This window comes from Desulfovibrio sp. DV, assembly GCF_001936595.1.
Classification (GTDB): Bacteria; Desulfobacterota; Desulfovibrionia; order Desulfovibrionales; family Desulfovibrionaceae; genus Solidesulfovibrio.
The window spans coordinates 1-18,574 of the sequence record NZ_MLBG01000005.1; the positions used below are offsets into that span (position 1 = coordinate 1).

The following is an 18,574-nucleotide window of genomic DNA, read 5'->3' on the forward strand; positions in this document are numbered from 1 at the left end:
GTTACCCCCTCCCGGCCGCCGGAGGCATCCGCCTCTTTTTACTTGCTAAACAACACTTCGACCTGCTCGGCTCCGTCTTTGCGGATGTCGATGCGGCCGATGATGCGGGCGTATTCGTGCAGGGCCTTTAAGCGTTGCATGACATCGTCGGCAATCTCCGGGGCCACCACCAGCATGAACCCCACGCCGCAGTTGAAAATCTGCAGCATCTCCGGCCAGGTGAGCTTGCCCTGCTCTTTTAACCAATCAAAGACCGGCAGCATCGGCCAGGACCCGAACCGGATATGGGCGGCCACGCCTTTGGGCAGGATGCGGTTGACGTTGTCGTAGAAGCCGCCGCCGGTGATGTGGACCATGCCCTTGATGTCGAAATCGCGCAGCAAATTGAGCACGGTCTTGACGTAGATGCGCGTGGGGGCCAGCAGGGCCTCGCCCACGGTCTGGGTGGAATTGGGCAGGGGATCGGTCGGGGACAAGCCGGAGTCGGCCAGGATCTTGCGAATCAGCGAATAGCCGTTGGAGTGCGGTCCCGAGGACTCGATGCCGATGATGACGTCATCGACGCCAATGCTCGAGCCGTCGACGATTTTGGCGTTGTCCACCAGCCCCACGCAAAAGCCGGCCAGATCGTAGACGCCGTCGGGATAAAACCCCGGCATCTCGGCCGTCTCGCCGCCAAGCAAGGCGCAGGACGACTCTTTGCAGCCGTCGGCAATGCCGGAGACGACCTGGGCGGCCAGATCCACCGAAAGTTTGCCGGTGGCAAAATAGTCCAGGAAAAAGAGCGGCTTTGCCCCCTGAACCAATATGTCGTTGACACACATGGCCACAAGGTCGATACCGATGGTATCGTGCTTTTCCATGTCGTGGGCGAGTTTGAGCTTGGTGCCCACACCGTCGGTGGAGGCTACCAGCACCGGGTCGGCCATGGCTCCGGCGTCGAGTTTGAATAGGCCCCCGAAGCCGCCAATGTCGGAGAGCACGCCCTTGCTGTAGGTTCCGGCCACAATGGACTTGATGCGCGAAACCAGGGAGTTGCCGGCGTCGATGTCAACGCCTGCGGCTTTGTAGGCTGCCGATCTGTCGGCCATGGGGTCGCTCCTTGCGAGAAATGCAAATGAAAACACGTCATGCTAGCCGTTTTATCGGCGAAGTTCAAGGGAAGCCCGCCCCCGGCCGCCGGACTGCGGCCCTGGCCCTGGCCCTGGTTGTCGCCGCCACCCTGCTTGCTCCAAGGCCGGCCCCGGCTGACGGCATGGACGGTTCGCCGCCGGTCGAGTACGGCCCGCCGCCGGCTGCGCCCTCGGACTCCGCCTGGGACAACAACGACGAGTCCCGCCGCGATGTGCGCCTGGGCAATGTGGACCACATGCGCCTTGGCCGCGAAGATGACGGCAGCGTCATCATGGAAGTCCGGCCACGCCCCAAACAGACCCAGGACCAGCAGCAAGTCGGCCCCTTCTACATCTATCCGCAAATCGGCAACATGCCCGGCCAGCAGACCGGCCAGCAATCCGGACAACAAGCTGGACCGTCGCGTGGACAACCCGGCCAGCCCGGCTCTATGGGCCAGCCAGGACAATCAGGCCAGGGACGAGGCCAGCCCGGACAGCAAGGCCAGCCCGGCCAGCAGCCGGGGATGTCCCGGGCGGCTCCCGGCAGTCAGGGCAATCCGGGAAATTTCGGCAATACTGGCGCCAATTCCGGGTTCGGCCAGTCCCCTGGTTCGCCATCCGGCCAGGGAACCGCAACCGGCCAATGGCCGGCCGGCTCCGGTTCCTAGTGCCGCAGCCTTCAAAAATCCGGTCGCAATTTTTATTACCGCTTGTTGTGATACAGCCCTTTCTCGTTCCTTGATGCAGCCACTGCCCTCGTGGCTGCGACACGGGTCCCAAACCCAAGGAGGCCGCCATGCACCCTGCCGCCCTCTGGAAAGCCCTGCCTGACGGGCGCGTGTCCTGCCGGCTGTGTTCGCACTTCTGCCGCATTGATGTTGGCCGCCGGGGCCTTTGCGGGGTACGCGAAAACCATGACGGCGCGCTTTATACCCTGGTCTACGACCGGGTGGCCGCCGCCAATCTCGATCCGGTGGAAAAAAAGCCGCTGTACCACTTCCTGCCCGGCACCACGACCTTTTCCTTTGGCACCATGGGCTGCAACCTGTCCTGCTCCTTCTGCCAGAATTATTCGTTGTCCCAACCGCCGCGCCAGGGCAAGGCCATTACCGGCGAGCGGGCCAGTCCGGCCGATCTGGTGGCCGCAGCCCGCCGTAGCGGTGCGGCCTCGGTATCCTACACCTATTCCGAGCCCACGATCTTTTTCGAGCTGATGGCCGATACGGCCGATCTGGCCCGGGCGGCGGGCCTTAAAAACATCCTGGTCTCCAACGGCTTCCAGAGCCGGCAGTGCCTTGACGCCCTGGCCGGGCGCATCGACGCGGCCAACATCGACTTAAAGGCCATGCGCCCGGATTTCTACGAACGCATCTGCGGGGCGAAGCTGGCCCCTGTGCTCAAAAACCTCGTGCGCATCCGGGAGCTTGGCTGGTGGCTGGAAGTGACGACCCTGCTCATACCAGGCGTCAACGACAGCCCTGGGGAGCTTTCGGAGCTGGCCGGTTTCCTGGCCAAGGAGCTCGGGGTGGACACGCCCTGGCATATCTCGCGGTTTCATCCCGATTTCGCCATGCGCGACCGGCCCCCGACGCCGCCGGAAAGTCTGGCCCAGGCCTACGACCTTGGGCGCGAGGCCGGCCTTCGCTACGTGTATGTCGGCAATGTGCCGGACCAGGAACGCAGCACCACCTTCTGCCCGAACTGCGGCGAACGGCTCATCGAGCGCCAGGACATGGGACTTCAGGCGGCGCGAACGGCAGGCGGCCGCTGCTCCTCGTGCGGCGCGCCCATCGCCGGCATCGGCCTGCCATGACGGTTTGTCGTGGCGACGGACGGGCAGAATAGGCTGCCGCTCACGATTGTGCCGCTCCTGCCCTTGCCAGGGCCAGGAAGTTGCAGTAACCAATGCCCTCTTCCGTCGGGGCGTGGCGCAGACTGGTAGCGCGCCTGCTTTGGGAGCAGGATGCCGGGTGTTCAAATCACCTCGCCCCGACCAGTATATTTCAAGGGGGATAGACCGTCTTTGGCCTGTCCCCCTTTTTTTGGCTAGCCGGGCTGGACAACCTATTGACCAACCGTTCAGGATCACAAGATAAATCTTGGCAATATTCGGGTTGGATGCGGGCCGTAAACAGACAGACTGCGGGCTGTGCCAGGTGAAATAATCCGGCAAAACGACCCGCACAGCCGTTTTATCAACCAAATTTGGCACCTATTTCGTGATGCCGCAAATGCACACTGCCTTGCCGATGAGGCTCCCCGCAAGACCTCGGGACAAATCTGCATCTATTGATGCTGGTTAGTTGCTCTGATACCAAGCGGTATGTTCAATGCGCCACGTCGCTGCCGGGCGTGTCCGGCCCGTCAGTGATCGCCCCTTTTAAACCACCCCGACTGACGGCCCGGGAGTGGCTCGTTTGTGCAGTTGCCGCCTGGGGATTCCTCTTCGATAGCTACGAACTGCTTATGCTGCCGCTCATCATACGCCCGGCGCTCATGGAACTTGGCGGAATCCGACCCGGCTCGCCAGAATTCACGTTCTGGTTCGGAATGCTCTTTTACATCCCAGCCATAGCGGGCGGCACCTTCGGACTTCTTGGCGGCTACCTCACCGACCGCTTTGGCCGGCAACGAATACTGACGGCAAGCATCATGCTGTATGCGATCTCCTCGTTCCTGACAGGGTTCGCGACGACCTTGACCATGCTGCTTGTCCTGCGTTGCCTCGTTTTTATCGGCATATGCGTGGAATTCGTGGCTGCGGTTGCCTGGCTGGCTGAATTTTTCCCCGAACCACGCCGACGCGAGGCCGTCCTTGGAACCACCCAAGCCTTTTCTTCGGTCGGGGGACTGCTGGTGGCCCTGGCAGGAGGCGTTGCATCCTCCTTGGCGAGCGGACGCCCCATCGAGATCTTGGGATGGTTCCTCTTGCCGCCGATGGCCTTGCCGCCAATCGGCCTCCCGGATTTGTTGTCGTTTCTCGGACACATCGACAATCCCCACGCCGATTGGCGCTATACGCTCATGTCCGGCCTTCTGCCGGCCCTGCCGCTTCTTCTGGTGCGGCCTTTTCTGCCCGAGTCCCCGCCCTGGCTGGAAAAACGCCGCACCGGCCGCCTTGGCCGGCCAAGCGTAGCCGCCCTGTTCTCCCCGAAGCTTTGGCGCACCACCTGCCTGGTCACCGGCATGTTCATGCTGAGTTTCGCCGCCGCCTTTGGGGCCATGCTGCAAGCGCCGCAGATCGTGCCCGGGCTGCCCGAGACCCGGGCCGCTGTGGCAGAGGCCCACGGCAAACTGCTTTCCGCGCAAGATCAGGCGTCGCTTCGCGCCCAGTTCGCAGCGGCGGGATTCTCCGAGGACGAAATCGAGCAGAGGGTGTTCGCCGAAAAACGCCGCGTCGCCGGCCCGGTGGAACAGGGAATCGCGGCCCGGGTGACCACATTTCAGGAGATGGGGGGAATTGGCGGGCGGTGCGCCCTGGCGGTGCTGGCGGTCTGGATTGTCAGCCGCAGGAGGCTTCTGCGGTTTTTCCTGATTCCGGCAACGGTTATTTTGCCGATGACCTTCGCCTGGGCCGGCACCACGAGCCTGCCCGCCTTCGAAAGCGGTCTGTTTCTCGCGGGATTTTTTATTATCGGCCAGTTCAGCTTCTGGGGAAATTATCTCCCCCGGGTCTATCCACTGCACTTGCGGGGCACAGGGGAAAGCTTCGCGGCCAACGTCGGCGGACGCATGCTCGGATCGTGCTTCGCCGCCCTGACCCAATGGCTCGCCGCCGTCCTGCCCGTCGCCGCCGCCCATCCCGCCCGGGTCGCCTACGCCGCCGCCGGAGTCGCCTTCCTGGTCACCCTGGCCAATCTGATTGCCTCACGCTGGCTGCCCGAGCCCGCCTCAGGGCTCCTGCCCGAGGACGCGCAAGACCTTTGAGGACGGCGCGACAGCCCATGCGGAAAAATGCTGGACCATCCCGTGCCCGGCTCGCTCAGACATCCCCGCGCACCCGGCCAAGGCATTTTACGGCCAAAGCCGTCAGCTGTTGCCGGTCGGTCTTGCCCCGAGGCGTCACCGGCCACTGCGCAATGGCCAGGCAAGCCACGGGCACCGACAGAGCATCCACCCTGTCGGCGAGGTACCGGAGCAGCGTTTCGGCCCCGGGATCGGGGCCGGCCGTTCGATAAAAGGCCACAGGAACCTGCCCGGCCTCGGCATCGGGAGCCCCCACCACCACGGCCTCGGCCACCCCAGGATACCCGGCCAGGACGTCGGCCACCAGGGCGGCGGCCACCTGGACGGCATGGCGCACGATGATGTCTCCGCTGCGCCCGAGAAACCAGTAGTCGCCCTCGGCGTCGCGGCGCATGCAATCGCCCGTATCGTACCAGCCGGTTCCGATGGCCCGATGGGTGGCCATGGTGTCGTTGAAATAGCCGGCCATCATGTTCGCCGAGGTGACGAGGAGGCGTCCGGGACTGCCCTCGGGAACGCCCTGCCCGGCGTCGTCCACAAGCCGCATGGACACGTCGCCAACGGGCCGGCCGACGCAGCCGGGCTTGTCCGTTTCGCTTGGCGCGACCACGGCCACAAGGCCTGTTTCAGTCAGGCCGTACAGGTTGCAATACGGCCGGCCGGTGATTCGCCGGGACGCCTCGTAGAGGGCTTGTCCCGGCGCGTCGCCGCCGCTGAGCCAAAATCGCAGCCGCGAATGGTCAACCCGGGCGGCGGCCGGATCGGCAAACAGCTTCCGGGCGTAACTGGGCATCACGAGGCAATACCCAGGGCGGACCTCCCCATAGAGACGCCAGAACGCGGCCGGGTCCGGATTTTCGGCCAGCACGACGGTCCCGCCCTGGCGCAGCATGGCCAGCACCTGGAACACCAGGACCACTGGCCGGTGGACAGCGAAAACGGCCACGGTCGTGTCGGCCGTGACGCCCAGGGCCTGGACAAAGGCTTCCACCCGTCGTGCGAGCCGCTCCTGGGTGTGCGCGACGGCCTTGGGCCGGCCGGTGGAGCCGGAGGTGTAAACGAGCAGGCAGATCGGGTCCGGGACGGTGCTCCGGGGCACAGGGGCGCTCGGAGTATGGGCGAAAAAGGAGTCGTAGCCGACGGTTCCCGGTTCGGGCCGACCGAGGCAGACCGTGACGGCCAGTTGCTCCCGCGTCTCGGCCGGGATGGCTGCACCCAAACCGGAAGCCAGGACAAGGCCCCTGGCCCCTGTCTGCCCGATGATCTCTGCTTGCCGGGTCGGCGGCGCGTCCAGCAAAAGAGGAACGAGGACAAGTTCAGCCCGGCAGGCGGCCAGGATGACGGTAACAAGCTCGATGGAGTTCGGGAGAAGAACAGCAAGCCGGTCGCCCGGAGCAAGACCGAGGCTTGAAAGCCAGGCGGCCAGCCTGCCTGCGTCTGCCACCAGTTGGGTATAGGTGACGTGGCGCGGCCCGCAACAAAGGGCCACGGCCTCGGGTAGCTCCGCTGCCGTGGCGGCGACCATGCGGAAAAGGGGCATGGAACACTCCTTGGCATGTTCCCATGCCCGTGCCGCCGCAGGTTTTCACCTTGTAAGCCCTGGCGACGCTTTCACCGAAAGGCTACTTTTCCGAGAACTCAGCCGGATCGGCATTACTGCTTTTCCCAATCTTTTCACGCAGGGATTTGCTGTACGCAGCAGTCTTCGCCTCGCCTGTCTTGTTGTTGTATTTGAACTTGAATTCAACATCATTTGGCAAGTCACAACCATATAAACTCCATTCAGCATCGTCTTTTATGCTGGTTGGAGTGCAAAGATTTTTTTTCATGTCGGCAAGGATATCTTCTTTATCCCTGCCGACAACGCGGATAATCCTGGCGTAGTACTTCCCATCGATGAACGCATATGCGATGGCCGGCGACGCCTTCTGATGCACGGGAAGGCGGCAAATTCCAACATAATTGTAGTAGGAAACGCCTTCTTTCTCCGTATACAATATGAAATTGCCATCGTCGATATCGCTTAACTTTGCACCGAAATCAAGTTTTCCGCACTCAAAAGCCTGAGCTTGCTGGGACAGCAGAGCAGTGAAAACAAAAACTACAACAAAAATGAACGAACGCATAACTCCTCCATTGTTTGTTGGACTGAACCAATCTCCATATACCACTACACAACTCTCTTTCCACGATCAGCATCGATTCAGAATTGTCCCATAGCAATACAAAAACAGACTGATCTGGGATGGAAGCATGACTCCAGCAAAAACAGCAGAGCCATGCTTCCGCATCGTTGGCAACAAATCGAGATACGATAACAGTATTGAGAAATATCGCATGGCTTGCGGCGACAGTCAATAAAGAGAGTGATGCGCTGAGGCCCGAGACGCAATAGGCAAGGGTTCACACGTTTAAAAAAAATCCCGAATGCTTCCCCTTTGCACCGCATCGTCTCAGTGCCAAGCGGACAGACCATGCTCAACGGATATCCGGCCGGCAAAGCCCTTCGCTCGTCAATCGGAATGGCTGGTTCGCGGCGGATAAATCTCTAGGGAGGGGGAGACAGTCGCGGGCTGCCCCTGTTCCCCTCCTGCAGGCAAATCCCGAGGACTTTGGGCTGCAAGGGCTGGAGAACCGGGGACTGGACAACCGCCCAGGCTGCTCCCCCTACGGCGTGGCGCCGAGGAGTAACAGCAGGGGCCCCTGCAGATAGGCACCCGCAGGGTGATAGGAGCCGATCAGTTTGAGACTGGCGGTCTTCGAGAAATCATCACCCGAAAAGCCATAGCCTGACAGGGTCATTGTCGCATTGGAGGTGTTTCCGCTGATTTGCCCCAGCAAGGAAGTGAGCACGCCGTTACTGATCGTGTCAAACAGGACAGAGCCTTCAGGGGTTATTGACCCGAGTTGCGTAAAGAACTGGACCGCACTGCCGGTCGGGCCATGGCCTTCGCCCAGGAAAAATCCATTACTGTACTGGGTAATGGTAAAACGTCCGGGATTCTCTGATCCAAACAACGCCTGGCTTGTTATTTCCCATACCGTATTGGCTGTCCAGGCCCATTCAGGGGATGTGCCGTAAGCGGTCGACACTTCCGAGGCTTGCGGCGGCGTGAATACCGCCGGGTCATAGGGCGTCATATAGGCCCAATGCGTCAAGAGCAGGCCGGTCCCGGTGATCATTTGCATTTCCATCAACGGGATATCGCCAAGAGACTGCATCCTGCCGACGCCAAGGGTCGTCACGCCGGAGGTTGTGTCCGTGAAGGTTATGCGAATGTCTCCATTGGCAGCGACTGTCCCGGACATTGCGCTGGTGCTGGTCGATGTGGTGGCGGGCTGGGCCAGATCCGCTCCGGACGCCACATACAAGGTGGCGCTGCTTGTGCCGGAAAAAGATCCGTTCACCACCGGGCCAAGAGCCCAGAGCGTCTGATCGCCTGTAAGGATTGGCGGCGGCACGGTAAAGCTGTTGGGATTTACGGCGGCATAGGCGACCAGATATGGAACGGGAACATACCAGCTCGTGTTTGAAAGCAGGGCGTCCCATTGGGTGCTTTGGGCCAGGGCGACTCGCGGTCCGCTGTACAAAACGATGCCCAGAAGCAGCAAGCCAAGGACGGCCAGACCCGCGCACCGGTTTGCGTGGCCTGTTGTTGCTGGAGGTACTTTCATGATGCACTGTCCTTTGGCCCTGCAATCGTTCGACAATCATGGTCCGGCTTGTCCGCGGACGCAGCTGTAACGGCTTTCGCTTGCAACCCAGGATACCTGTTGCGTGCGCTTCGGGAAGGAGAGCCCGGAACCGCGCAGCAAGCCCCTGTCGGCGGGAGCCGAAACCCCTTGCCTCGAGCTTGTGTCTGCGCGTCAGACTCCCGGTTGATCGTTACCCTAAAGTGCATCCAATAACCACCCAAAGGCTCTTAAAACCAATTCTCTGCAAAATGCGCATTGGTCAGGCGGAACCGTCTCCCGGACGGCCGGGAAGCCACTCCCCCTGGCGGCGTCGGGCACCAGGACCTTCCCTCCCGGTCCCGGCCGCCGTTGCGCCCCCGGGATCAAGGCCAGACCGGTTTGCGATTTTGCTATACCATACCGGCCACCCGGACGCCGGGTTGGGTGTTCCGGTTCTCGGCTGCAGGCAAAACAACCGCCGTCAAGCGCCGCGCCTCCTGCCACACCTTGGTATGGACCGGGCGGATTGCCCTTGCCCTGTGCATCTGCATCCAGTAACAATGGAGAAACCGCTGCGAACTCTTCGCAACAACATTCTATTGCTTGGAACACTATCCCAAACGAACCACAAGAGGATAACAGCAATGAATGGATTCCCATATGAAACACAGATGATGATACGCTTATTGCTGGCCCTGATCTGTGGCTTTTGTCTTGGCTACGAGAGGGAACGGCATGGCGTCAGCGCTGGGCTTCGCACCAATATGCTCGTGTGTTTGGGCTCAGCCCTGATAATGATCATATCAAAATTTTTCATTTTCAAGACGGATGAGGCCATGGGAAACGTGGCCATGACTTTTGATCCAACGCGCATTGCGGCTCAGATCGTGACCGGCGTCGGTTTCCTCGGAGCCGGAGTCATCCTCAAAGACAAGGGCTCTATCCGAGGCCTGACCACAGCGGCCACCCTGTGGTTTAATGCGGGCGTTGGCATGGCGCTCGGGGCTGGCATGATATTTATCCCATTGTTTTGCACAGCAATGGGACTGGCCGCGTTGACTGTTCTGAAACGATTTCAGAAAAAAATACGGCGCGACACCTTCAGAGTGTTGACCGTTACCTGCCAGGAGTCGGAACGGCCCCTGGAATCGCTGTTGGCTATTTTTTTTCAGAACGGAAACTGGGCATTGAGTCTCTCAATCTGGACAAGGTCCGGGGCGGCCTGTCCACCTATCGGTTCAATCTCAGATGCGACTGGTCAGATATGGATTCCATCATCACGCTTCGCGATTTGGCTGCATTTGAGTTTGTCAGCAAAATAAAACTCACCTAGCAGCAACGCTGCATCCTCCCTCATGCCGCCTGTCTGCCCCATGTTCTTTTACGAAGCATGGTTTTGGTCGTCGAGTCGGCCAAAATGGGCCTGGGGCCTCGTCGGGTGCCCCCACGGCCGGCGGCAGCCACCGGGCTCCAGGGCCGCAATGCCGCGAAAGGCCCCCTGCGGCGGCACGACGCCGGCCAGCCGCCCCTTTGCAGACAGCAAAAGCAGGCCGGGCGGCATCGGGCCCCCTGCCCGTGCGACTTGGTGTTATAACGAGACGATAATCCTAGGCTTGGCTGTTAAATGGGGGTAATGTGAACGTGTCGGGCCTCTACAAAAAGGCCTGAAAATCGGCCACCTGTCTTCCGGAAATGACGCAGGCCGGGCGGTTTTCTGGGTGCGCCCGCCGGTTTCCGAAACAGTGCCGTACCCAGCCGGGGTGTCCTGCAGTCTGTTGCGGCGCATCATGGCATTCCTCAAGGTTTTCACAGGAGTGAAGGTCATGCCGTCCACATCTTTGAAGCGTTGGCTTCTCTATTCGGGAATCCTGGCCTGCCTCGGCGGCGCCGCCCTCGCCTGGTATTTCTATGCCAAACCCGCTGCAACCATCGGCTTTGCCTCAGGAAACGGCCGCATCGAGGCCACAGAGGTGCTCATCTCCACCAAACTGGCCGGACGACTGGCCACGGTCCTGGCCAAGGAAGGGGATGACGTCGCCCAGGGGCAGGTGTTGGCCCAGATGGACACCACGGTCCTGGAGGCCAATCTGCGCGAGGCCAAGGCCGCCATCGGCCAGGCGACGTCCAGGAAAGCCAGCGCCGTTGCCGCGGTCGACCAGCGGCAAAGCGAAATCGCTGCGGCCGAGGCCCTGGTGGCCCAACGCATAAGCCAGTTGCATCTCTCGGCCAAAGAGGAAAAGCGGACCCGGCAACTCTACCAGGGCGACTTCATCACCGGCGAAAAAATGGACGTGGACAAGACCACCACGGAAACCAACAACGCCCAGGTGATCGCGGCCAAAGCCCAGCTCCAGGGGGCCCAGGCCGCCCTGGAAGCGGCCAAGGCCGGGGTCCTCGAGGCCCAGGCCGCCATCGAGGCAGCCATGGCCCAGGCTGCCCGGTATCAGGCCGACATCGAGGACTCCACCCTGACCGCGCCAATTAACGGCAGAGTGCTCTACCGGCTGGCCGAGCCGGGCGAGGTGCTGGGTGTCGGCGGCCATGTCCTGACCCTGCTCGATTTAAGCGACGTCTACATGACCATGTTTTTGCCCACCTCCCAGGCCGGCCGGATTGCCCTGGGGGCCCAGGCGCGCATCGTGCTGGACGTTCGCCCGGATGTGTCCATCCCGGCCCAGGTCACCTTTGTGTCGCCCCAGGCCCAGTTTACGCCCAAGGCCGTGGAAACCCACTCCGAACGCGAGAAGCTCATGTTCCGGATCAAGGTCACGATCCCGCCGGAACTGTTGCTGGCCTATGCCAGACAGGTGAAAACCGGCCTGCCCGGCGTGGCCACCGTGCGCCTTGACCCCGACGCCCCCTGGCCGGCAACCATGCCGCCCCTGGTTGGCGAAAAGAAGAAGACCGGCCAATGACGTCCCCCGGCGTTGCCCGGCTGGCCGGCGTGTCCTTGCGCTATGGGAAAACCACAGCCCTGGACGCCATCGACCTGGAGATCCCGTCCGGCTGCATGGCCGGCCTGATCGGCCCGGACGGTGTTGGCAAATCAAGCCTCCTGGCCCTTGTTTCCGGCGCACGCCGCATCCAGGCCGGCACCGTGGCCGTGCTTGGCGGCGACATGGCCGATGCCGGCCACCGAAACGCCCTTTGCCCGCGCATCGCCTACATGCCCCAGGGCCTGGGCAAGAATCTGTATGCAGCCCTTTCCGTTACCGAGAACCTGACGTTTTTCGGCCGTCTCTTCGGCCAGGACCGGGCCGAGCGGGAAGAACGCATTGCCACGCTGTTGGCCGCAACCGGGCTGGCCGCCTTTGCCGACCGCCCGGCCGGCAAACTCTCAGGCGGCATGAAGCAGAAACTCGGCCTGTGCTGCGCCCTGATCCACGATCCCGACCTGCTGATCCTGGATGAGCCGACCACCGGCGTGGACCCCCTGTCCCGGCGGCAGTTCTGGCGGCTGATCCAAACCATCCGGGCCGGACGTCCGGGCATGAGCGTGCTGGTGGCCACGGCCTACATGGAAGAGGCCGAGAGCTTTGACTGGCTGGCGGCCATGGATGCCGGGCGCATCCTGGCCCAGGGCAGCCCGCAGGAGCTGTTGGACCACACGAAAACACCCGACCTTGAGACGGCTTTTATCGAACTGTTGCCCCAAGACAAGCGCCAGGGGCATAAGGCCCTGGTCGTCCCGCCGTTTGTGGTCCGGGAGGGCGAGCCGCCGGCCATTGTCGCCAAGGGCCTGACCATCCGTTTCGGCACGTTTACAGCCGTGGACCATGTGGATTTCGAGATCCGGCGCGGCGAGATCTTCGGGTTTCTCGGCTCCAACGGCTGCGGCAAGACCACGACCATGAAAATGCTGACCGGCCTTTTGCCGCCAAGCGAAGGGGAGGCCATGCTCTTTGGGCAAAAGGCCGATGCCCATAATCTGGAAACGCGCAAGCGCGTCGGCTTCATGACCCAGGCCTTTTCGCTCTACAGCGAGTTGACCGTACGCCAAAACCTCACCCTGCACGCCCAGCTCTTCCACCTGCCAACGGCCGAAATTGCCCCGCGCGTGGCCGAGATGCTGACCCGGTTTGATCTGACCGATCAGGCCGACACCCTGCCGGACCAACTGCCCCTTGGCCTGCGCCAACGCCTGTCCCTGGCCGTGGCCGTCATCCACCGGCCCGAGATGCTGATCCTGGACGAGCCGACCTCCGGGGTGGACCCCGTGGCCCGGGACAGTTTCTGGGAGCTTTTGATCGATCTCTCCCGCAACCAGGGCGTTACCATCTTTATTTCCACCCATTTCATGAACGAAGGCGAACGCTGCGACCGGATTTCCCTGATGCATGCCGGCCGGGTGCTGGCCAGCGACACCCCGGCGAAGCTGGTCGAGCAGCGCGGCAAGTCCAACCTGGAGGACGCGTTCATCGACTGCCTGGAGGAAGCGACCGGCAAGGAACAGACGGCCGTCCCGGACCGGCCTGCGGCAGCCCCCTCGCCGCCGCCCCAGGCCAGCCCCCGGACAGGCTCATACGACCTCCGTCGCAGCCTGCTGCGCCTGTGGGCCTACGCCGACCACGAGACGCGGGAGATGCTGCGCGATCCGGTCCGGCTGGTCGTTTCCCTGCTCGGGTCGGTGCTGCTGCTGTTTGTCCTGGGCTATGGCATCACCTTTGATGTGGAGAATCTCAAATTTGCCGTTCTGGATCGGGACCAGTCGCCGGAAAGCCGGGACTACATCCAAAACATGGCCGGCTCCCGCTATTTTATCGAGCAGCCGCCCCTGGCCGACGCCGCCGAACTCGACCGGCGCATGGCCGGGGGGGACCTGAGTCTGGCCCTGTCCATCCCGCCGGACTTTGGCAAGGATCTGCGGCGGGGACGGGTGGTTGAAATAGGCGTCTGGGTGGACGGGGCCATGCCCTTTCGCGGGGAAACCGTGCGCGGCTATATTGAGGGATTAAACACCCTGTACCTGCAGCAACTGGCCCTTCGCACCCAGGGCGTCGTCACCGGGATGCCGGCGGCCGGCACGCAGGTGCGCTACCGCTACAACCAGGATTTCCGCAGCCTCTACGCCATGGTTCCCGGGGTCATCCCCTTGATGCTGATCTTTATTCCGTCGATCATGATGGCCCTTGGGGTGGTGCGCGAGAAGGAACTGGGTTCCATTACCAACCTCTACGTCACGCCGGTGACCCGGCTGGAATTTCTTCTCGGCAAGCAACTGCCCTATGTGGCCGTCAGCATGGTCAGTTACTTCGGGATGATGGCCGTTTCCGTTTTCGTCTTCGAGGTGCCGCTCAAGGGCAGTTTCCTGCTCCTGAGCGGCGCCGCCCTGGTCTTCGTGACGGTCACCACCGACATTGGCCTGCTGATCTCCTCGTTTGCCAAAACCCAGATAGCCGCCCTGGCCCTGACAGCCATTTCGACCCTGCTGGTCACGGTCACGTTTTCGGGCCTGACCACCCCGGTTTCCTCCCTGCAAGGACCGGGGGCGTTTCTCGGGGCGGTCTTTCCAGTCACCTTTTTCATCAATATCTGTCGGGGAATTTTTACCAAGGCCCTGGGCTTTGGGGAGCTTTGGCCCAACTTTCTGGCCCTGGCCGCCTACGCCCCGGCCCTGACCCTGTTAAGCGTCGCGTTACTGCCCAAACAGGAGAAATGACCATGCGCCGTCTGGTCAATATCTACCGGCTGGGGACCAAGGAGTTTTACAGCCTGTGGCACGACAAGATCCTGCTGGTCGTCATCTGCTGGGTCTTTACCGGCGGCATCTATGTGATCGGCACGGCCACCTCCCAGGAATTGCACAATGCCCCCATCGCCATTGTGGACGAAGATGCCTCCAGCCTCTCGGTGCGCCTCATCCAGGCCTTTTACGGTCCATACTTCCAGACGCCCAGTCTCATCCCCTTGACGGCCATGGACCATGAGCTCGATGCCGGGCGCTCCATCTTTGTCCTCGACATCCCGCCGGATTTCGAGCGGGACGTGCTGGCCGGCAAACAGCCCGACATCCAGGTCAATATCGACGCCACCTGCATGTCCCAGGCCTTTATCGGCGCGGTCTACATTCAAAACATCCTTGCCAATGAAGTGGCGGCCTTCGTCGCCTGGGGCCAGGAGACGCCAAAATCGCCCATCACCCTGGCCACCCGCGTCAAGTTCAATCCCAACCTGACCAGTTCGTGGTTTGGCAGCGTCATGGAAATCATCAACAACATCACCCTGCTCTCCATCCTGCTCGTGGGCACGGCCCTGGTGCGCGAGCGCGAGCACGGGACCCTGGAACATCTGCTGGTCATGCCGCTTTCGGCCACGGAAATCTTGCTGGCCAAGATCTGGCCCACAAGCCTCGTCATCCTGGTGTCCGTCACGATCTCCCTGTACGGCGTTGTCCGGGGAGCCCTTGGCGTGCCGCTGGCCGGGTCCATCCCCTTGTTTCTTTGCGGAACATTGCTGCAATTTTTCGCCACCGCCTGCATCGGTATTTTCCTGGGCACGATTTCGCGCAACATGCCGCAATTCGGGCTGCTCATGATCCTGGTCATTTTGCCGCTGCAAATGCTCTCCGGCAGCATCAGCCCGCGCGAGAGCATGCCTGTTGCCGTCCAGGACATCATGCTGGCCGCACCGACCACCCATTTCGTCAATCTGGCCCAGGCGATTTTGTATCGCGGTGCGGATTTCAGTCTGGTATGGCCGCGCTTTGTCGCCATTGCCGCCATCGGCGCAGTGTTTTTCGGGCTGGCCCTGGCGCTTTTCCGCCGGAGTCTGGCCCAGTCACGCTAAGGTGCCGGCCGACGCGTTGCCTGCGACGGCAGGCGAAACAGACTTGGCCCGTTTGGCGGCCAACTCCGACAGGAGGGAGAACAGACATGCACATCGATCTGACTGGAAAATTGGCCATCGTCACCGGCTCGACTGCTGGCATCGGATTGGCAATCGCCAAGGGGCTCGCCGCAAGCGGCGCAACGGTCGTTGTCAACGGCCGCTCGAAACAGGCGGTCGAAAGCGCCCTGGAAAAGCTCGCCCGCGACCTTCCTCCGGGCCGGCTGCTCGGATTCCCCGGCGACCTAGGCGACGCCAAGGGCTGCCAGGCCCTGGTCGCCGCCCATCCGGATTGCGATATTCTCGTCAACAACCTGGGGATTTACGGACTGCAGGATTTCTTTGAGATCCCGGATTCGGAGTGGACCCGCTTCTTTGAAACAAACGTCATGTCCGGGGTGCGCCTGTCCCGGGCCTATCTGCCCCAGATGGCAAAAAAAGGCTGGGGCCGGGTGGTGTTCCTGTCCTCGGAGTCCGCGCTCAACATCCCGGCGGAGATGATCCACTACGGCTTTACCAAAACCGCCATGCTCTCCATCGCGCGCGGCCTGGCCAAGCGGATGGCCGGCACCGGCGTCACGGTCAATTCGGTGCTGCCCGGCCCGACCCTGTCCGACGGCCTGGCCGCCATGCTGGGCGATGCGGCGGCCGCCAAGGGGCAAAGCATCGAAGAGGCGGCAACGGCTTTCGTCATGGCCAATCGCCCCTCCTCGCTGCTGCGCCGGGCCGCGACGGTCGAAGAAGTCGCCAACATGGTCGTCTATGCCTGCTCCAAGCAGGCTTCCGCCACCACCGGGGCCGCCTTGCGGGTGGACGGCGGCGTGGTCGAGTGCCTGTAGGAGCCTTGGCCGGGCAACGAGCCTGCCTCTGAAAATGCAGGGCAGGCTCGCCGCGGCCTGGCGGCAGGACCGGCTGGCAGCCAGGCCGCGGCGGATCTGGCGCAGGCTTCTCCGTATGCCTTGCCCGCCGCCGTTACTCCGCCAGGGGAAAAAGGAAATCGAACGTCGAGCCCTGGCCGGGTGTGGAGCTGACCCGGATGGTTCCGCCCAGGCGTTCCACCTCGGCCTTGACCGCAGACAGCCCCACCCCGCGGCCGGACAAGGCGCTCACTTCTTCCTTGGTGGAAAACGAATCGGCAAAGAGCAGGCCGTAAACCTCCTGCGGGGCCATGTCCCGGGCCTTGGCCGGGGAGACAAGGCCCTTGGCCACGGCCAGTTGCAACACCCTGGCCGCGTCTATGCCCTGCCCGTCGTCAGACACCCGCAGGCAGACCGTATCGCCGGATTGCTCGATGACGCAGGCAATGCGCCCCTGCTCGCGCTTGCCATTCTCCAGACGGTCCTCGGGCGTTTCAATGCCATGGTCGATCATGTTGCGGATGACGTGGACCAGGGACTTGACGAATTTCTGGACGAGCTCCTTTTCCACGAACACGTCATCACCGCTGACGCGAAGCGGTTCGACCGACTTGCCCAAACGGGCGGCCAGGGCCTGGAGATAGTCCTGGTATTCGGCCACCAGGCTTTTTAAGGGGCAAAGCCGCAGCCGGCGCAGGGCCAGCAGGATGCCCCGGCGCTCGGGGCCATCCGGCAGGCCAGCCACCTGGGCCTCGACAGCCTGCACCATTTCCGCACTGACCTGGAACCGTTCGTCCTTCTCGAAAAAGGACTTGCCGAGGATATCCGCCAGGATGTTCACATCATCCCGGGCGATGGCCCGGCCATCCCAGCCGGCCACGATCCCGGCGAGCGACTCCTGGTCCGGGGCCTCGGGCCGGGCGACCAGTGCGGCCAGCTCGTCCTCAATGACGTGCAGATTGGCGGCCGTATTGTGCAGGCCCAATTGGGCGAAATCGCCCTTGTAGGTGTGCATCAAACGGAAAATCTCGGCCAGGGCCGCCCTGGGCTCGGCAATCTCCTGGGCCATGGCCCGGGCCTCGCCCGGGACGAAACGGTAAAATTCCTCAAGGGCCAGATTGACGTCGGATTGTTTGGTCAGGGCCTTGGCCACCATCTTGACGTTGTTGCGCTCCTCGGTCATGCGCGCTTCAAGCTTTCGTTTCTCGGTGACGTCCGTCAAAATCAGCATCATCTTTTTGTGGTCGCCGTGGGGAATGATCTTGTAGGCCACGCTGACGGTCTTGCCGTAGATGCCGAACTCCGGCGGCAACAGGGAGAGGTAGACCTTTTCCCGCAGGGACTTGCCCGAGGCAAAGATGCTCTCGAACACCCGGGCCATGGTCTGGATGGTTTCCGGGGAAACATGCTTGGCCATGAGCTCCAGGAAATTGCGGCCCTCCATGGGCACGCGAAAGATCTGGACGCATTCCAGACTGTATTCGCCGGACACGGCCAGATCCTGTCCGAACGACAAAAAGCCCTGGCCGGCGTTGTCCATGAGGTTTTTTATCGACTCGTTTTTCTCGCGCAGCTCCAGGCTTTTCTCCTCGATCTGCCGGCGGTTGCGGATCTCGGTCTCGTTGGCCTCGTGCAGGATCTCTTTTTGCCGCTTTAAAAGTTTGATCTCCACTTCCCTGTTCTGCGACAGCTCGATCATGAAGCGTTTGACGCTGACCACGCCGGAGAACTTCTCATTCTCGGTGATGACCACGAGGTCGTAGAGCTGGTCATGGGGTCGGTTCATGGCAATGAGGCCGATGGTGGCGATATCCACCGAGACATCCACCACCAGCGGCTGGGTGTTCATGATGAGCTTGATGGGCCGGCTCATGAACAGGTCCCGGCCATAGAGCGTGCCGATCTTCTGGTAGAAATCGTTGCGCATGATCAGGCCGGCCGGGGCGTGGTTCTCCACGATGACCACCCCTTCGGCGCTTGGATGCTCGGTGAAAAAGCGGTGCACCGCCAGACCCGGGTCAGCCGCCGCAAAGGTCCGGGTCTGCTCCACCAGATTGCCGATGGATTGGTCTTCGGCCGAGTACGCCTCCTGGTCCATGTCCAGGTCCTTCAAGGCTGTCGCTTCCATGAACCCTC

The 18,574-nt window shown here is 62.1% G+C and carries 13 protein-coding genes and 1 tRNA gene; 9 read left to right on the forward strand and 5 right to left on the reverse strand.

Annotation, left to right across the window (positions count from 1 at the left end; all coding sequences use genetic code 11):
* Nucleotides 1-38: 38 nt before the first annotated feature.
* Nucleotides 39-1,091 (reverse strand): phosphoribosylformylglycinamidine cyclo-ligase, encoded by a 1,053-nt coding sequence (gene purM / locus DVDV_RS02300; RefSeq protein ID WP_075353115.1) that lies wholly within the window; start codon nt 1,089-1,091, stop codon nt 39-41.
* 26 nt (nt 1,092-1,117) lie between these two features.
* On the opposite strand from purM, the gene DVDV_RS02305 reads away from it, so the two are divergent.
* The 4 genes from DVDV_RS02305 (at nt 1,118) to DVDV_RS02320 (ending at nt 5,042) form a co-directional block, all read left to right on the forward strand.
* A complete protein-coding gene (locus DVDV_RS02305) occupies nt 1,118-1,783 on the forward strand; it encodes a hypothetical protein (protein WP_075353116.1) in 666 nt (221 codons plus the stop codon).
* A gap of 128 nt (nt 1,784-1,911) precedes the next feature.
* A complete protein-coding gene (gene amrS / locus DVDV_RS02310) occupies nt 1,912-2,928 on the forward strand; it encodes an AmmeMemoRadiSam system radical SAM enzyme (RefSeq protein ID WP_075353117.1) in 1,017 nt (338 codons plus the stop codon).
* A 106-nt stretch (nt 2,929-3,034) separates the two neighbouring features.
* Nucleotides 3,035-3,111 (forward strand) — tRNA-Pro (locus DVDV_RS02315).
* Nucleotides 3,112-3,482: 371 nt separating this feature from the next.
* Nucleotides 3,483-5,042 (forward strand): MFS transporter, encoded by a 1,560-nt coding sequence (locus DVDV_RS02320; protein WP_254845198.1) that lies wholly within the window; start codon nt 3,483-3,485, stop codon nt 5,040-5,042.
* A 55-nt stretch (nt 5,043-5,097) separates the two neighbouring features.
* Here DVDV_RS02320 and DVDV_RS02325 read toward each other — a convergent pair whose 3' ends face one another.
* From DVDV_RS02325 to DVDV_RS02335, 3 genes are all read right to left on the reverse strand, one after another.
* Entirely contained in the window at nt 5,098-6,621 is a 1,524-nt protein-coding gene (locus DVDV_RS02325; RefSeq protein ID WP_075353119.1) for a class I adenylate-forming enzyme family protein, read from the reverse strand.
* Nucleotides 6,622-6,703: 82 nt separating this feature from the next.
* Complete coding sequence (locus DVDV_RS02330) at nt 6,704-7,207, reverse strand: hypothetical protein (RefSeq protein WP_075353120.1); 504 nt, start codon at nt 7,205-7,207, stop codon at nt 6,704-6,706.
* Nucleotides 7,208-7,748: 541 nt separating this feature from the next.
* On the reverse strand, nt 7,749-8,756 hold the full coding sequence (locus DVDV_RS02335) for a hypothetical protein (protein ID WP_075353121.1): 1,008 nt from the start codon (nt 8,754-8,756) through the stop codon (nt 7,749-7,751).
* A gap of 644 nt (nt 8,757-9,400) precedes the next feature.
* On the opposite strand from DVDV_RS02335, the gene DVDV_RS02345 reads away from it, so the two are divergent.
* The 5 genes from DVDV_RS02345 to DVDV_RS02370 all read left to right on the forward strand — a co-directional run bounded on the left by DVDV_RS02345 (nt 9,401) and on the right by DVDV_RS02370 (nt 16,420).
* Nucleotides 9,401-10,078, forward strand: coding sequence for an MgtC/SapB family protein (locus DVDV_RS02345; protein ID WP_254845199.1), 678 nt, complete (start codon nt 9,401-9,403; stop codon nt 10,076-10,078).
* 501 nt (nt 10,079-10,579) lie between these two features.
* Complete coding sequence (locus DVDV_RS02355; RefSeq protein ID WP_075353124.1) at nt 10,580-11,671, forward strand: HlyD family secretion protein; 1,092 nt, start codon at nt 10,580-10,582, stop codon at nt 11,669-11,671.
* The gene (rbbA, locus tag DVDV_RS02360) at nt 11,668-14,415 is read left to right on the forward strand and encodes a ribosome-associated ATPase/putative transporter RbbA (protein ID WP_075353125.1); all 2,748 of its coding nucleotides are present in this window, start codon (nt 11,668-11,670) and stop codon (nt 14,413-14,415) included. Before DVDV_RS02355 ends, rbbA begins: the two co-directional genes overlap by 4 nt.
* Complete coding sequence (locus DVDV_RS02365; protein WP_217694114.1) at nt 14,412-15,542, forward strand: ABC transporter permease; 1,131 nt, start codon at nt 14,412-14,414, stop codon at nt 15,540-15,542. Before rbbA ends, DVDV_RS02365 begins: the two co-directional genes overlap by 4 nt.
* A gap of 86 nt (nt 15,543-15,628) precedes the next feature.
* Nucleotides 15,629-16,420, forward strand: coding sequence for an SDR family NAD(P)-dependent oxidoreductase (locus DVDV_RS02370; protein ID WP_075353127.1), 792 nt, complete (start codon nt 15,629-15,631; stop codon nt 16,418-16,420).
* A 133-nt stretch (nt 16,421-16,553) separates the two neighbouring features.
* On the opposite strand, the gene DVDV_RS02375 is transcribed toward DVDV_RS02370, so the two are convergent.
* The gene (locus DVDV_RS02375; protein ID WP_075353128.1) at nt 16,554-18,566 is read right to left on the reverse strand and encodes an ATP-binding protein; all 2,013 of its coding nucleotides are present in this window, start codon (nt 18,564-18,566) and stop codon (nt 16,554-16,556) included.
* Nucleotides 18,567-18,574: the final 8 nt, after the last annotated feature.

Bases quoted from the DNA above. Each gene is read 5' to 3' on its own strand.
- purM (WP_075353115.1), bottom strand. From the start codon at position 1,091: ATGGCCGACAGATCGGCAGCCTACAAAGCCGCAGGCGTTGACATCGAC.
- DVDV_RS02305 (WP_075353116.1), top strand. From the start codon at position 1,118: ATGAAAACACGTCATGCTAGCCGTTTTATCGGCGAAGTTCAAGGGAAG.
- amrS (WP_075353117.1), top strand. From the start codon at position 1,912: ATGCACCCTGCCGCCCTCTGGAAAGCCCTGCCTGACGGGCGCGTGTCC.
- DVDV_RS02325 (WP_075353119.1), bottom strand. From the start codon at position 6,621: ATGCCCCTTTTCCGCATGGTCGCCGCCACGGCAGCGGAGCTACCCGAG.
- DVDV_RS02330 (WP_075353120.1), bottom strand. From the start codon at position 7,207: ATGCGTTCGTTCATTTTTGTTGTAGTTTTTGTTTTCACTGCTCTGCTG.
- DVDV_RS02335 (WP_075353121.1), bottom strand. From the start codon at position 8,756: ATGAAAGTACCTCCAGCAACAACAGGCCACGCAAACCGGTGCGCGGGT.
- DVDV_RS02345 (WP_254845199.1), top strand. From the start codon at position 9,401: ATGAATGGATTCCCATATGAAACACAGATGATGATACGCTTATTGCTG.
- DVDV_RS02355 (WP_075353124.1), top strand. From the start codon at position 10,580: ATGCCGTCCACATCTTTGAAGCGTTGGCTTCTCTATTCGGGAATCCTG.
- rbbA (WP_075353125.1), top strand. From the start codon at position 11,668: ATGACGTCCCCCGGCGTTGCCCGGCTGGCCGGCGTGTCCTTGCGCTAT.
- DVDV_RS02365 (WP_217694114.1), top strand. From the start codon at position 14,412: ATGACCATGCGCCGTCTGGTCAATATCTACCGGCTGGGGACCAAGGAG.
- DVDV_RS02370 (WP_075353127.1), top strand. From the start codon at position 15,629: ATGCACATCGATCTGACTGGAAAATTGGCCATCGTCACCGGCTCGACT.
- DVDV_RS02375 (WP_075353128.1), bottom strand. From the start codon at position 18,566: ATGGAAGCGACAGCCTTGAAGGACCTGGACATGGACCAGGAGGCGTAC.